Origin of the sequence: Pseudogemmobacter hezensis, assembly GCF_013155295.1 — a bacterium.
Classification (GTDB): domain Bacteria; phylum Pseudomonadota; class Alphaproteobacteria; order Rhodobacterales; family Rhodobacteraceae; genus Pseudogemmobacter; species Pseudogemmobacter hezensis.
Map to the genome: position 1 here is coordinate 237,828 of NZ_JABJXT010000004.1, position 15,086 is coordinate 252,913.

The 15,086-nt window shown below is 63.9% G+C and carries 9 protein-coding genes; 8 read left to right on the plus strand and 1 reads right to left on the minus strand.

All coding sequences use genetic code 11. The features are described 5' to 3' along the window. The first annotated feature begins 18 nt into the window (after positions 1 to 18). From HOY34_RS06710 to HOY34_RS06725, 4 genes are all read left to right on the plus strand, one after another. Positions 19 to 2,352: a penicillin acylase family protein gene (locus HOY34_RS06710; RefSeq protein ID WP_172361110.1), complete on the plus strand. Its 2,334-nt coding sequence runs from the start codon at positions 19 to 21 to the stop codon at positions 2,350 to 2,352. Between the two features lie 217 nt (positions 2,353 to 2,569). Next, on the plus strand, positions 2,570 to 4,369 hold the full coding sequence (locus HOY34_RS06715; protein ID WP_172361112.1) for an ABC transporter substrate-binding protein: 1,800 nt from the start codon (positions 2,570 to 2,572) through the stop codon (positions 4,367 to 4,369). A gap of 496 nt (positions 4,370 to 4,865) precedes the next feature. Beyond that, on the plus strand, positions 4,866 to 5,534 hold the full coding sequence (locus tag HOY34_RS06720) for a TetR/AcrR family transcriptional regulator (protein WP_172361114.1): 669 nt from the start codon (positions 4,866 to 4,868) through the stop codon (positions 5,532 to 5,534). A gap of 441 nt (positions 5,535 to 5,975) precedes the next feature. Next, positions 5,976 to 8,429 carry a membrane-bound PQQ-dependent dehydrogenase, glucose/quinate/shikimate family gene (locus HOY34_RS06725; protein WP_172361116.1) on the plus strand — a complete coding sequence of 818 codons (2,454 nt, stop codon included), beginning with the start codon at positions 5,976 to 5,978 and terminating at the stop codon, positions 8,427 to 8,429. Positions 8,430 to 8,477: 48 nt separating this feature from the next. Here the strand turns inward: HOY34_RS06725 and HOY34_RS06730 are convergent, their stop codons facing one another. Continuing rightward, positions 8,478 to 8,627 (minus strand): hypothetical protein, encoded by a 150-nt coding sequence (locus tag HOY34_RS06730; RefSeq protein WP_172361118.1) that lies wholly within the window; start codon positions 8,625 to 8,627, stop codon positions 8,478 to 8,480. A gap of 710 nt (positions 8,628 to 9,337) precedes the next feature. On the opposite strand from HOY34_RS06730, the gene HOY34_RS06735 reads away from it, so the two are divergent. The 4 genes from HOY34_RS06735 (at position 9,338) to HOY34_RS06750 (ending at position 14,870) form a co-directional block, all read left to right on the plus strand. Further along, positions 9,338 to 9,859 carry an RNA polymerase sigma factor gene (locus tag HOY34_RS06735; protein ID WP_172361120.1) on the plus strand — a complete coding sequence of 174 codons (522 nt, stop codon included), beginning with the start codon at positions 9,338 to 9,340 and terminating at the stop codon, positions 9,857 to 9,859. A 101-nt stretch (positions 9,860 to 9,960) separates the two neighbouring features. Then, complete coding sequence (locus HOY34_RS06740) at positions 9,961 to 10,914, plus strand: FecR family protein (RefSeq protein ID WP_172361122.1); 954 nt, start codon at positions 9,961 to 9,963, stop codon at positions 10,912 to 10,914. A gap of 186 nt (positions 10,915 to 11,100) precedes the next feature. After that, on the plus strand, positions 11,101 to 13,632 hold the full coding sequence (locus HOY34_RS06745) for a TonB-dependent siderophore receptor (protein WP_172361124.1): 2,532 nt from the start codon (positions 11,101 to 11,103) through the stop codon (positions 13,630 to 13,632). Between the two features lie 86 nt (positions 13,633 to 13,718). After that, a complete protein-coding gene (locus HOY34_RS06750; protein ID WP_172361126.1) occupies positions 13,719 to 14,870 on the plus strand; it encodes a YncE family protein in 1,152 nt (383 codons plus the stop codon). Positions 14,871 to 15,086: the final 216 nt, after the last annotated feature.

The following is a 15,086-nucleotide window of genomic DNA, read 5'->3' on the forward strand; positions in this document are numbered from 1 at the left end:
CCCCAGGGGGATCTGCCCATGCTTCGTGAAACGCTCTCGCTTGCCGGTCTGAAGGCGCCCGGCTCGATCCATCTGGATGCCTGGGGCATCCCCCATATCCGGGCCGAAAATGAGGCGGATCTGTTCTTCCTGCAGGGTCTGAATGTCGCGCGTGACCGGCTCTGGCAGATCGACCTGTGGCGCAAGCGCGGGCTTGGGCTGCTGGCCGCAGATTTCGGGCCCGGCTATCTGGAGCAGGACCGCGCCGCGCGGCTGTTCCTTTATCGCGGCGATATGGCGGCGGAATGGGCCAGCTACAGCCCGGATGCGAAGGCGATCTGCACCGCCTTTGTCGCCGGGATCAACGCCTGGATCGCGCGTCTCGACGCCAGCGGCACGGCGTTGCCCGCCGAATTCCAGCGGCTTGGAACAAAGCCCCAGCCCTGGCAGCCCGAGGATGTGCTGCGCATCCGCAGCCACTCGATGATGCGCAATGGCCTGTCTGAGGTGATCCGCGCCAATGTCATGGCCCGTGAGGATCAGACGGTCGATCTCTTGCGCCAGTTCCTGCAGCCCGCGCATGAGGTGCAGATCCCCGAGGGGCTGGATCTGGCCGCGCTGCCGATTGGGGTGCTTGATCTTTTCAAACTCGCCATCGCCCCGGTGACATTCGAGCCAGAGCGCCTGGCCGCAACGCTGGATGAGGCCCCGCGCTGGCGGATCACCTCGGCCAGCGGCGATGTGGTCCGCGATGCCAATGCCCAGGGGTCGAACAACTGGGTGATCGGGCCGGGTCGCAGCGCGACCGGGCGGCCGATCCTTGCCTCAGACCCGCACCGCGTTCATGCCGTGCCGTCCTTGCGCTATATCGCGCATCTGACCTGCCCGACGCTGGATGTGATCGGCGCGGGCGAGCCCTGTCTGCCGGGCATCTGCATCGGCCATAATGGCACGGCGGCCTTTGGTCTGACGCTGTTCTTCGGCCCCGATCAGGAGGATGTGCAGATCTATCAGCTGAACCCCGATGACCCGCTGGCCTACCGCTATGGCGAGGGCTGGGAGGCGATGACCCTCGTGACCGAGACCTTCGCGGTCAAAGGCCATAACGATCAGACGCGTGATCTGGCCTTCACCCGCCATGGCCCGGTGATCTGGACCGATCCCGCCCGGGGCCTTGCCGCCGCCGTCCGCACAGTCTGGAGCGCGCCGGGTGCCGCGCCCTATGCCAAATCCATGGCGGCGATGCGCTCGCAAAATTTCACCGAGTTTCGGGGGCATATGGAAAGCTGGGGCGTTCCGGCGGCCAATCTGGTCTATGCCGATACCTCTGGCGATATCGGCTGGACCACCGCAGGTTTCAGCCCGCAACGCCCGAACTGGGACGGGCTTTTGCCGGTGCCGGGCGATGGGCGCTTTGAATGGCAGGGGCATTTCCCGGGCGAGCGGCTGCCGATGGTCGTCAACCCGCCAAAAGGCTGGTTCGCCACCGCCAATGAGATGAACCTGCCCGAAGGCTGGGACCAGTCTACCGATCAGATCGGCTTTGAATGGATGGAGCCTTCGCGGGCCGAGCGGATCAATGAGGTGCTGCGCGATTGCCAGGATCACAGCCTCGCCGACAGCGCGGCGCTGCAATGTGATGTGCTCTCGATCCCGGCGCGGCGGCTGATGGCGCTGCTTGCGGGGCTGGGCACGCCCCTGCCCGCCGCATGCGCGGTATTCACCGGCTGGGATTGCCGCCTTGAGACCGACAGCGCGGCTGCGGCTTTGTTTGAGGTCTGGTGGTCGCGCCATCTGCGCCCGATGCTGATTGCGCGGGCAACATCCGATCCGGGTCTGCGCAGCCTGCTGTTGCCCGGCGATCCGGCGGGCGTTCTGGCCTGTCTTGAGGCCCCGGATGCCCGTCTTGGCCCCAACCCCGAAGCGGCCCGCGATGCGCTGCTGGCCGAAAGCCTGGCACGTGCCTGCGAGGATTGCACAGCACTGATGGGGCCGGAGCCGCAGGCCTGGCGGTGGGGCAGCCTGCATCGCAGCCGGTTTGCCAATGTCACGGCACGGGTTGACGGCGGGCCGGACATTGCCCCGATCCCTGAGGCAGAGGTGCCGGGCAGCGACAGCACGCCAATGAACGCCCTTTACTCGGCGGCGGATTTCACGGTCACGCTGGGGGCCTCGGTGCGGCTGGTGCTGGATGTCGGGGCCTGGGACAACAGCCTCTTTATCAATGCGCCCGGCCAGTCTGGCAGCCCCGACAGCCCGCATTACGCCGATCTGGTCGGGAAATGGGCGCGTGGGGAATATCTGCCGCTGCTTTACTCTGCGGCCGCCGTCGATTCGCAGACCCGGACTGTGCTGACCGTCCTGCCGCTGTGATCCAGGCTTTGCCCAACTATTGCGCGATCTGATGATATATGCCTTACTTCAGCCCAGCTGGAGGAGCAGCGCCGGGCTTGCCGCGTGTGGCTGACCGCACCCTTTTACAAAGGGCGGTCGGTCCTCCAGTCTGGTGATGGCAAAGAGGCAGGACGCCCCTTTCTTCTTTGCGCGACAGGTTGAATGTTTCCGGCATCGACAGATTGTGACCCCTCACGTGAAAGACCTGCCTCAGGATCAGAGCAATGTAACCGCCGTCGTGCTGCGCGACGGGCGGCTGATTGTGTCCTCTGGGGGCAAGAGCGCGACAGAGTTCTTCGAGACCCACCCGATCTTTGCCGAACATGCGCGCAAGCTGCTGCAATCGGGGCGCACCACGGTGCGCTACAGCTATATAGATGAGGGCGCCGCCGACTGGTTCCTTGTCTCGATCGATGCGCTGCCCGGCGCGAATGGGGAAAGCCTCGGCCGGTTGCATGTGCTGCGCACGGCGGCGCCCTTTGGCCTGACCCTGCGCGAGCTGGATGTGCTGACCCTGCTGGCGGCGGGCCACAGCAACCAGGATATCGGCGATTGCCTTGATATCAAGCTGCGCACCGTGACCACCCATGTCGAACGGATCCTTGTGAAGCTGGGCCGTCTCAGCCGGACGGCGGCCGCGACGCTGGCGGTGGATTTCGGCCTCTTGCGGCTGCCCACGCCCGGCGGCGGGCGCAATCTGCAGCCGCTGACCGTGGGTCTGCTGGATGCGGTGATCAAAGAGGATGCACCGCAAGAGGCCACCGCTCGCAGCCGAAGCGCGCGGCCCGACCCGCTGATCATCGGCACCCCCCTCAGCCTGCGCGGCCTGGCCGCCGCCGATGCCCGCGAGATGATGATGAGCGCGCGCATGGCCGTCAGCGAGATCAACGCCGCCGGCGGTGTGCTGGGCCGCCCGCTGGAGCTGCGCGAATTTGACTGCGACATTGGCGATGCGGGTTCGGTGACCTCGGCGGTGCGGGGCCTGATCGATCAGGGCGTGCATGCCATTGCCAGCGGCTATTCCGCAGGTGAGGTCGCGGTCCAGGACCTGATGGCGGATTACGGCGCGCCCTATCTGCATTGCGCCACGATGGAGGCCCTGGTCGAACGTGTCCGCAATGAGCCCGACCGGCTGTCCAATATCTTCCAGATCTGCCCCAGCGATGTAAGCTATGGGCCGCGCTTCATCCAGTTCCTCGATCACCTGGCCGAGAATGGCCAGTGGAGCACCGGAAACCGCCGTATCACCATCATCCAGCCGCGCTGGCTGCAGATGGATATCGGGCTGCAGCGGGTCGAGCAGATGGCGCTCAGGCGCGGGCTGCAGCTGGATGTGATCAGCGATCTGCCGCCGCGCAATATCGACTGGGCCGGGGTTATCAACCGGGTGAACCGCCATGATCCCTGTGCGGTGCTGCTGGCCTATTATTTCCCCGAAGAGAATATCGCCTTTCTGCGCCAGTATCTCGCCGATCCCGGCAATGCGCTGATCTATACGCTTTATGGCCCCTCGGTTCCGGCCTACCGGGAAGAGCTGGGCGCTGCCGCCGAGGGCGTGATCTGGGCCACCACCACCGGGCGTTTCAGCAATCCAAGGACCGAAGGCTTCCTGCACCGCTTTCGTGGTATGCATGGGCGCAACCCCGGACATTCGCATGCCGGTCTTTCCTATGACCGGATCCATCTTCTGGCCCGGGCCTGGGCCAGCGTGGGCGACCCGAACGCCTTTGGCGCGGTCTGCGAAGCGCTTCGCACCCAGCCCTATCGCGGGGTGAATGGCATGTATTTCATGGACAATGCGGGCCAGTCGGTTACCGCGCCGGACCTCAACAGCGAAGACCCGTCGCTCAGCCATCCGCATCTGATCTACCAGATCCAGCAGGGCAAACAGGTTCTGCTGTCGCCGCATCTCGAAAAACAGGTTCGGTTCCGGGCGCCGCCATGGGTTATGCGCGGGCAGCGGCACCTGGTTGCGGGCGGCGAGGGGCTGCGCTGAACGCTGAGGCCAGCCCGCGCCACCCCGGGGCTGACATTCCAACCGGGGGGCCGCCAAACCGTCATGCAATCCGCCAGGGGATGCGAGATGCCATCTGGGCCGGTTTCCTGCAGCGGGCCACGGGATGCCGGTTTCGCCCCCGAACATTCCTGCGCGAATTCGCGGTGAAGCGCAGGTGGACCATGATCATCGTATTGAGGGCCTCGTTCGCAGGCAGAGGCGCGATGCCGGGCAGGTCTGGAAACCTCTCAGACTTTATGACCGCATGGCAAAACAGACCGGAGGCATTCACAACCCTGATGATCCGCCCTGCAAACATGTTTCCTGACCGCGGCCACGGGGCCCTGAAATCCCGGAAATCCCGGATACAGGCCTGTGTCGTGCAGTGCCATTTCAGGGCTCATGCGCTTCCCCTGAGCGGTCGAGGCACTTTAGCAGTATCATCCTGTCCCCGATGCTGGCTTGCGTGATTTCCGGGCCGTCGTAAGATAGCGCCATGCCAAGAATATCAAGTTCCTCCAGCCGTGCCGATGAACCGCGAACCCGCGGTCCCAGCCCGGACAAGACCCGCCAGACCCGCAAACAGATCCTCCAGGCGGCGCGCGACGAATTGACCGAGCACGGCTTCTCCGGCAGCACCATGGCCGGGGTTGCGGGCCGCGCCGGTCTCGCAAAGGGGACGGCCTATCGCTACTTCGTATCGAAAGAAGCGCTGTTTCTGGGGCTTATGCAGGATCTGGTGGCCGATCCGCTGCGCGAGGCCCGTGCCCAGATGCCGTCACCGTCTGAAAGCATCAATGCCTATTGCCGCCGGGTGCTGCTGCCGCTGATGCGGGTTATCGAAGAGAGTGGCCGTGCCGAGATCGCCCGGATCGCCATAACCGAAAGCCGCAGCTTTCCCGAACTGACGGCAACCTACAGCCGCGATGTCTATCTTCCGTTTCACCGCCATCTGGAAATGCTGGTCACAGAGGCTGTCAGCCGGGGCGAATTACCGGCTGCAGGATCGCAGCATGTGCCGCATCTGCTTTCGGGGGCGCTCTGGGTTGGCATGATCCAGAACGGGATTCTCGCAAGTGATCAGCCTGTGGCGATCGGCGATGTATTCGAATGCCAGCTTGACTGTGTTTTCGGCCCCGATCCGCAAAACAGTGGCGCAAACTGATCTCTGAACCTGAGCTGGCCCCGTTGAAGCTGGCCTCGTTACAGCTGGCACCGCTTCAGCCGGCCCCGTTACGACCGAGGGGGACAAAGGCGGCGGTTCAGCTCTCTGCCGCAACACAGGCCTATGCCTGAGACAGAGATCTGAACCGCCAGCGACCGCCGGCGCTGCTGGCGGGGGCCGTCGCCAGCAACAGGTTCATCCGGCATTTGGCAGGCCGCATCCGCGAAATCAGGCATCCGTTCGGGCGCAAGACGCCAGGATACAGGCCGCTTCAGGGCTGCCCAATTCCGGCTGCGCAGCGGGTGACAGAGGCCTCTTCAGTATGCGATGGCATGCTCTGCCTTGACTAAAGTGACCGCATGGTCATTTTAGGCGGCGCACAGCAATGGCCTGGCGGCAGCCGGAATCAGACAGGGCTGCATCATTCAAGGGATATCAATCATGTCAGAAACGACACAACGCCAGGGCACGGGGGGGCGGGCGGCGAAGGTTTTCGCGGTCCTCCTTGTGCTGATCGGCGCGGCTTATATCTGGGGCGGGGGGCAGCTCGCAGCTTTGGGGGGAAGCCTTTACTTTCTCCTGACGGGGATCGCAGTTGTTCTCTCGGGCCTTTTGGTCTGGCGTGGAAATGCGCTTGGCGGCTGGCTTTACGCGCTGGTGCTGGCCTCGACCTGGATCTGGGCGATTTCCGAGGTGGGTGTTGATTTCTGGACGCTGCTGCCGCGCCTTATGGGGCCGTTCCTGTTCGGGCTGTTCTTCCTGACCCCCTGGTATCGCCGGTCGGTCACATCCGGGCCGGTTTCGCTTGCGGGCGGCAGGGCCGTGGCAGGCGCGCTGACGGCTGCGATCGCCGGGCTGTTCGTCTGGGGTGGCCTGGCCGGTGACCCGCACGAAACCAAAGCCGCCCGCGCCTTGCCCCAGGCCCTGGGCAGTTTTGCCCCGCCGGGTGTCAAGGGCGAATGGCACAATTACGGTAATGATACCGGCGGAACCCGGTTTTCGAACCTGACCCAGATTACGCCGGCAAATGTCAAAGGGCTTGAGGTCGCATGGACCTATCGCACCGGCGACTACCCGCCCGCCGAAGGGCCGAACCGCCGCTTTCAGGCGACTCCGCTGAAGATCGGCAATGCGCTGTATTTCTGCACGCCGCGCAATGACATCGTGTCGCTCAACCCTGAAACCGGGGCCGAGAACTGGCGCTTCAATGCGAATGTGAACCTGCGCGGTGTGACCGGCTCGGCTGCCTGCCGTGGCGTGGCCTACTTTGAGACGCCTTCCCCCGATACGACGCAGCGCAACAGCGCGGGCGAGGCGCTTTGCGCGCGCCGCATCATCGGGCCCACCGTTGACGCCCGCCTGCTGGCGGTGGATGCCGCGACCGGCGAGCCCTGCACCGGCTTTGGCGAAAATGGCCAGGTCAACCTGCTGAAGGGCCTGGGCGAGGTGATCCCCGGCTACTCCTATGTCTCATCGGCGCCGCAGGTCATTCGCGGCCGCGTGGTGATCGGGGGCTGGGTCTCTGACGGGCAATCGGTGAATGAGCCTTCGGGCGTAATCCGGGCCTTTGATGCGACCACGGGGGCCTTCTCCTGGGCTTTCGACATGGGCGATATCAACAACCATACCGAACCGGGCGAGGGTGAGGAATATACCCGTGGCACCCCGAATTCCTGGGGGCCGATTTCGGCGGATGAGACGCTTGGTCTGGTCTATATGCCGACCGGCAATGCGACGCCCGATTACTGGGGCAGCCATCGCCGCGATTTCGACAACCGCTATTCCGGGTCGGTGCTGGCGATCAATGCCGAAACCGGCGCACTGCGCTGGCATTTCCAGACCATCCATAACGATGTCTGGGATATGGACGTCGCCGCCCAGCCAAGCCTGATTGATCTGGAGATCGACGGCAAGACCGTGCCCGCGCTGGTGCAGCTGACCAAGCGCGGCCAGAACTTCGTGCTGAACCGCGAAACCGGCGAGCCGATCTACCGGGTCGAGGAAAAGCCCGCGCCGCAGGGCGGGGCCGAACCGGACTACATCTCAAAAACCCAGCCCTATTCGGTGGAAATGCCGGAGTTTTCGGGCATGAACCCCGACAAGCCCTTTGGTGTGGACGAGGCTGACATGTGGGGCATTACGCCCTTTGACATGATGTATTGCCGCATCCAGTTCAAAAAGGCGCGGTGGGAAGGCACGCTGACGCCTCCGGGCGAAGATCCCGTCTTCTTCTTCCCCGGCTCGCTGGGCGGCAATAACTGGGGTTCGGGCAGCTTCGATCCGGAACGCAAGATCCTGATCGCCAACTGGAACCGGGTGCCGATGTATCTGCGCCTGATCCCGCGCCCCGAGGCGGATGCGATGGGCCTCAAGGCCGCTGACGGCTCGCCCGGAACTTCGGTCGGGGGCAATGTGCCGCAGATGGGTGTGCCCTATGCGGCAGGGCTTGCGCCCTTCATGTCGCCTCTTGGCGCGCCTTGCCTTGCGCCGCCCTATGGGATGGTGACGGCTATCGATCTGACCACGAAAGAGGTGCTCTGGAGCCGCCGGTCCGGCACGGCAGAGGATAGCGGCGTATCGGTCGGCGGGACGAAGATCTCGGCGCCTCTGCCGATCCCGATGGGCGTTCCGGGGCTTGGCGGCACCATGACCACCAAATCCGGCCTGGTCTTTGTGGCGGCCTCGGGCGAGCAGACGCTGCGGGCGATGGACCTGGCGACCGGGGATGTGATCTGGAAAGATCGGCTTCCGGCGGGCGGCAATGCGACACCGATGACCTATCTCTCGGAAGAGAGCGGGCGTCAGTTCGTTGTCATCGCCGCTGGCGGGCATAACCTGATGCAGACCCAGCCCGGCGACTATGTGGTCGCCTATGCGCTGCCGAAGGGGAACTGATCCCTCGGCAGGATAGATCAACCGGGGCGCCCTGTCAGGGCGCCCTTTCTATTTGCCGCGCCCGGGTTCCGGGACCTGCCCGCGGCCCTCGGGGTCAAAGGCCACCCCGGCAAGGCCCACCAGCCAGAGCGTCAGCGCGCAGACAGCATGGATCACCCCCGGCACCGTCAGGCGTTCCTCTGGCGCAAACCCGCCCACTGATGCCTGAAATCATATTCAAACCCGGCAAAGATGCGGGGCAGATCCCGTGCGAGGGAAAGCAAAAGACGCGCAGGAAGGGAATAGCCTGTGCAATCTTAATATATTGATAATAAAAGATTATAACAGGGCTTTGACCCACCCCCTTCTCACCCCCGCGATCCCGACGAAGTGGGGCTCAAAAGCTGCAAATGGCGGCTGATTGCCCTGCCTGCCTTGCCGGGGAAACGGCCTGGTCCGGGCGGCAACCGGGCTCGCTTTCCTGATGCGACACAGGGGGCTGCGCATCCTTTGCTGTTTTCGACCGGGAACATGAAAACCGTAATCTGACGACCAGCGCAGATGCCGCGTGCAGGTCACGATCCGCTTCCCTCAGAACTTCTGCAAGCGCACCAGCCTGGTGAAAGCAGGGCAGTTCATGTGCCCGAAACGGCTTTGCGGGAGGCTTCAAAGCAGAAAGGGGAATGAAACGCCCATTTTGGGCCGCCCCGACCCCAGCCGGTTTGCTTTGTCCTGCGAGAGGCCGTAAAACAGGGAACGGGTCAGCCATATGCCAGCTCAGAGGGGATCGTCCGGTTCGCCCGGACGCTGCAGAGAGTGGGGCGTGGCATGTGTCGCAAAGGCTGCGATTATATCGTGAAAGGCTTTGCGCGCCGCCGGGCGTTTCCCGCGCATACAAACCGCTTCGGTTGGTGGCAGCAGGATGGGCCATGAGCCATTCTGAAGATCCGAAGAGCATATTCGCGGCACTTGCCGGCAGCTACAGCGAGCTGACGCGACGGCTGGCGCGTCGGCTTGGCCACCATGCCGATGCGCAGGATGTGATGCAGGAGACCTGGATCCGCCTTGCCCGCAGTGAGGTTCCGGCACAGGTTTCCAGCCCGAAATCATATGTGGCAAGGGTCGCAGGAAATCTGGCGATCGATCATATGCGCGCGCAGACCCGGCATGAGCGGCAATTCGGCGCTGATCCGGAGGCGGTGGTCGCGGATGATGCGCCCTCGGCCGAGCGGGTGCTGGATTACCGCCAGCGCATCGCGCGGCTGAATGCGGTGATCGCCGGTCTGCCACCGCGCCAGCGCGAGGTGTTCCTGATGCATAAATTCGACGGGCTCAGCCATTCCGAGGTGGCATCCCGGCTTGGCATCAGCCGCTCGGCGGTGGAAAAGCTGGTGATGAAGGCGCTTGCAAGCTGCCGTGACGGGATGGGGGATCTGCTCGATGAAGACTGACAGGCCTATCCCCGCCCCGGGGCTGAGGGGGGCGGGCCGACGGATCGTCTTATCTGCAGCAGGGATGCGGTCGCAGGGCAGCAGACAGACAGGTGACGCGGATGGCTGAGACAGGCGAAGGGTTCGCCCCGGAAGGAAGCGTGCGCGATCAGGCGCTGGCCTGGTTCGTCCGGATCAATTCCGGTGATGCGACGCCAGTGGAACGGGCAGGCCATGCGGCCTGGCTTGCCGCCGATCCGGGGCACCGCGCAGAGTATCAGAAGCTGGGTGGTCTCTGGCAGGATCTTGAGGGCGTCACTGATCCGAGGATGGGGCAGATCGTTGCGATGCCCGCGCGCAGGCTTTCACGCCGGATGGTGCTGTCGGGCGGTGTGGCGGCCAGTGCCGCGGGCGGCTGGCTGGCGCTGAACGGGCTGCCGGATTTCCTGCAAAGCGACGAATATACCGGCATCGGGGTTCAGGGCCACGCGGTTCTGGCCGATGGCAGCGAGGTGGATCTGGACGCCGATACCGCCTTCGCGCTGGATTACACTGCTTCCGCGCGGGGCCTCAGGCTGCAACGGGGCCGCGCAGTGTTCGAGGTCGCGCCCGACCCGCGCCCCTTCCGCGTTTCCGTCGGCGATGGGGTGATTACCGCGCTCGGAACGAAGTTCTCCGTCCATCTCTGGGCCGGGATGACGACCGTGGCGGTCGAGGAACATGCGGTCACCGTTCAGGCCCGGGGCCTGGGCCAGGTGCAGGTGGCAGAGGGGGAAAGGATCTCCTTCGGCCAGGGCGTCAGCGGCCAGGTGGAAACCGCCGATCCCGCGACGGAAACCGCCTGGCTGCGCGGCAAGCTGATTTTTGAGGACCGCCCGCTGCGCCAGGTAATCGCCGATGTGAACCGCTATCGCAGCGGCACCATCCGCGTGACCAGCGACAGCCTGATGGAGATGCGGGTCAGCGGCATGTTCGACATCGCAAACCCCGATGGCGTGCTGGCAGCGATTGAACAGACCCTGCCGGTGAAAAGCACCCATATCACCCCCTGGCTGGTGGTTTTGCGCCCGGCATAAACGCGAGACCGGATCGATCAGCCCCCCGATCAGCCCACCCGATCAGCCCCCGGGTCGGCCCCCGGATGAAACTTCTGACAAAAAAATTAAGAAATCTGCGCGCAGGGGGTGAGGGACCAGGCTCGTCCGCTCGTCCTGATCTGTAACGGGCTGGAAAGCCCTCTCACGGACAGGAGTTTTCAGATCATGGCGCAGGGTTCAGGCCGCAGACAGACCATAAACCGGGCAGGGTCAGTAAGAGGGATTGGCCTCGCGCTGATGTCCTCGACCGCCATTCTTCTCGGCGCGGCGGGCGGCCTCATCGGTTCCGCCACGCCCGCCCGCGCGCAGCAGGCGGCGACGCAATATGCGGTTCCGGCCGGGCCGCTCGCCTCGGCGATCACCCGCTTTGGCGAGGCCTCGGGGTTGCAGATCCTTTATCCGGCGGACCTTGTGCGCGGCAAGCAATCGCCGGGCGTCTCGGGCAGCTACAGCCGCGATGAGGCGCTCTCGCAACTGCTGGCGGGCAGCGGGCTGACCTTCCGCTACACCGCCGGAAACACCCTGACGCTGGAGGCGGCAGGCGGCGGTGCCGGCGACAGCGCGGTGGATGGCGCGCTCAATCTGGGCACCATCACCCTGGTCGGCGCGGGCAATGCCGTGACCGAGGGCACCGGCTCTTACACCACCGGCGCGATGAGTGCTACGACCCGTTTCGCGCTTGCGGTGCATGAGACGCCCCAGGCGGTGACCGTGGTCACGCGGCAGAAAATGGACGACCAGGCGATGACCGGCGTTCAGGATGTGGTGCGCAATTCAACCGGCCTTAGCCTGCGCAAATGGGGCGGCGAGCGGCCGCGCTATTACGCGCGTGGCTTTGTCATGGATAATTTCATGCTCGACGGGCTGCCGGTGAATTATGAGGCGGATACCTTCACCGATTCCACCCTGGCGATCTATGACCATGTCGAAGTGGTGCGCGGCGCAACCGGGCTTGTGACCGGCACGGGCGAGCCCTCGGGCACGATGAATTTCGTGCGCAAGCGGCCGGGCGATGAGAGGCGTACCAGCATCACCGGCAGCATCGGGTCATGGGCCGATTACCGGGGCGAGCTGGATGTCGGCGGCCCGCTGAATGAGGCGGGCACCATTCGCGGCCGCTTTGTCACTTCGCTGCAGGATAAGAACAGCTATATCCGCGATTATGAAAGCAAGCGGCAGCTGTATTACGGCACTTTTGAGTTCGACCTGGGCGATGCGACCACGCTCAGCATCGGCGGCTATTACAACCGCGAAGACAATCCCGGTGCCGACTGGAACGGGCTTGGCACCAATCCCGATGGCACCTTCCTGGATATCGACCGCTCGACCCGGCTGTCGCCGACGTGGTCCTACTGGGACAAGGAAACCTCGAATGCCTTTATCGAGCTGGAGCATCAGTTCGACAATGGCTGGCAGGCAAAAGCGGCTTTGCGCCGGGTCTCGACCAAAATGGATATGCGCGGCTCTTTCCTGCAACTGCCAGTGCGCGATGCAAGTGGCAATGTGAGCTATCAGCTGCGCGCGGGCAAATATGATTATACCCGTGACCAGACCACATTCGATGCCTGGGCCTCGGGCCCGGTAGAGCTTTTCGGCCGCGAGCATGAGCTGGTCTTTGGCGCAAGCTATCGTGACAGCGCGAATACCGATCGGGGCGCGGCCTATAATACCGCAACCGGCGGCTTTGATCTGACCACGATCGACCCCTACACTTGGGATCCGGGATCATTCCCGGTGCCGCCGATCTATGGCTATTGGGGCCAGTGGTCGCGCACCACCGAGATCAAAAACACCTCGGTCTATGCGGCGGGGCGTTTCGCGCTGAGCGATGATCTGACGCTGGTCAGCGGCGGGCGGTTCGACTGGTATGACTACACCACGACAACCGATGATGCCGGCTGGATCACCTCGAAAGGCTATAAAGAGAATGGCGAGTTCACCCCCTATGCCGGGCTGATCTGGCAGCTGAATGACAGCTATTCCCTCTATGCCAGCTATACCAGCATCTTTAAGCCGCAAGGCCAGTCGACCGATGCCGCGGGCAATGCACTGGACCCGATCACCGGCAAGAATTACGAGATCGGCTTCAAAGGCACCTGGATGGATGAGCGGCTGAATTTCGGCGCATCTCTTTTCCGCATCGTGCAGCAAAACCTGCCGGAATCTCTGCCCAGTTCCGCCTGTTCTGTCGGCTGGGAATGCTATCGCGGCGTCGGTGAGGTCGAGGGCAAGGGGATCGACCTTGAAATCTCGGGTGAGATCATCCCGCGCCTCAATCTTATGGCGGGCTATACCTATACCCATGCCGAGGTGACCAGAGGCTCGAATACCGGGGTTGCGGGGGATCGCTACAATACCTCCCTGCCCGAACATCAGCTGAAGATTTCGACCGTCTACCACCTGCCCGGCAAATGGGAGGGCTGGCGTATTGGCGGCGCGGTGCGCTGGCAAAGCGAGATAACTTCGGTTTCGTTTAAAGACACCTATCCCGCCTTTGGCATCACGCCGGTGGTGCAGGATGCCTTTACGGTGGCGGATCTGGTTGTCGGCTACAGGCTGAGTGACACTTTCGACATCCAGCTGAACGTCAACAACGTCTTTGACAAATACTATTACGAGACGGTCGGTGGCTTTGAAGGCTCGAACTCTTTCGGTGCGCCGCGCAGCTTCATGCTGACCGCGAAGGCGACGTTCTGACCGTTCCTCCGGCGGGGCATGGCTTCGCCGGATCCCGTTGTCTGACCGGAAGGCATCGGCTTTTCGGTCCAGGAAGGAGATTTCCCATGATCCCGATGCCCCGCATCACCCGCACACTTGCCAGTGCCTTGCTGACGCTGTCGCTGGCCTCACCCGCGCTGGCCGAGACTGTCACGCCGCTGACCCCGGCGCAGATCGCGCCCGCTATAACCCGCACCGACAGCATTCCCGGCGCCAATGAGCTGGTGCATGACGCGGCTTCCGGGCTGCTTTATGTCGCCTCGGTCCCGGATTTTGCCGAGGGCACGCCCGGCTATATCCATATCCTCGATGCGACTGACCTGCGCCCTCTCCGCCAGATCCAGTCTGGACGGCTGCCGTTTGCATTGGCCCTGGATCACAGCACGGGGCGTCTTTATGCCGGGAATACGCTGGAGGGCTCGCTCTCGGTGATTGACGCCAAAGGCGGCCAGCTTTTGCAGGTGATCCAGCTTGGCCAGCCCATGGGTGAAGGTTTTGAACATACCCGGATGATCGCGCTGGACGAGGGGCGCGGCCTTGGTTTTGTCACCAGCCCGGGCGAAAAGGGGGTGATCTGGGTCGTCGATACCAAAGACGGCAAGCTGCTGCACCGGATCGACCAGGGCCTCTGGACCGCCGGCGCGGCCCATGACCCGCAGGCCGGGCGCTTTTATGCCAGCGGCGGCGGCATGGCAGAGATCGCGGTGATCGATGCCGAAAGCGGCGGGCTGACGGGCACGATTTCCACCGGTGATACGGTTGAGCCGGGCGAGGCCGCGTCGAAGCATTTCTTCGTCAATCTGGCCATCGACCCGGCGACGCAGCGGCTTTTTGCGGCGGATGCCAGCACCGGGTCTCTTTATGTCATTGATATTGCTGCCGGTAAGCCGGTTGCGACCGTTCCTGTCGGTCTCGGGGTGCTGGATGTGGCTTTCAACCCGACCCGCTCTGAGATCTATGTCTCCTGGCGCGGGGTGACCCGTGAGGCACCCGAGGGTCAGGGCGGCGTCGCGGTGATTGACGCAACCGATTACCGCGTGAAAGCGCAGATCCCGCTTGCCACCCATCCAAACAGCCTTGAGGTCAGTGCCGACGGAAGCGTGCTTTTCGTGACGGTCAAGGCCCCGCATGAGGAAAGCCATCCCGATTACCGCAAGGGCGCGCTGGACGGGGTTGTGCGGCTTGATCTGGCAAAGCTGGCGGGCCTGTCTGACTGAGCCGGTCTGACTGAGCCTGTTTGGCTCACCAGCCGTCCGGAGACATGCCCAGGCGCCCGGGAGCTCAGATGCCCGGAAACTCAGGGGCCGGGGAAATCTGGCAGACAGCGCAGCTGTTGCTTCCCGGCAAGGCGGCGCCTGGCCCTGAGGGTGCCCCAGGCGCCGTGAACCGGCAGAACAGGCGCTTATCTGTGGCCCCATTGGCCTGGTCCCGGG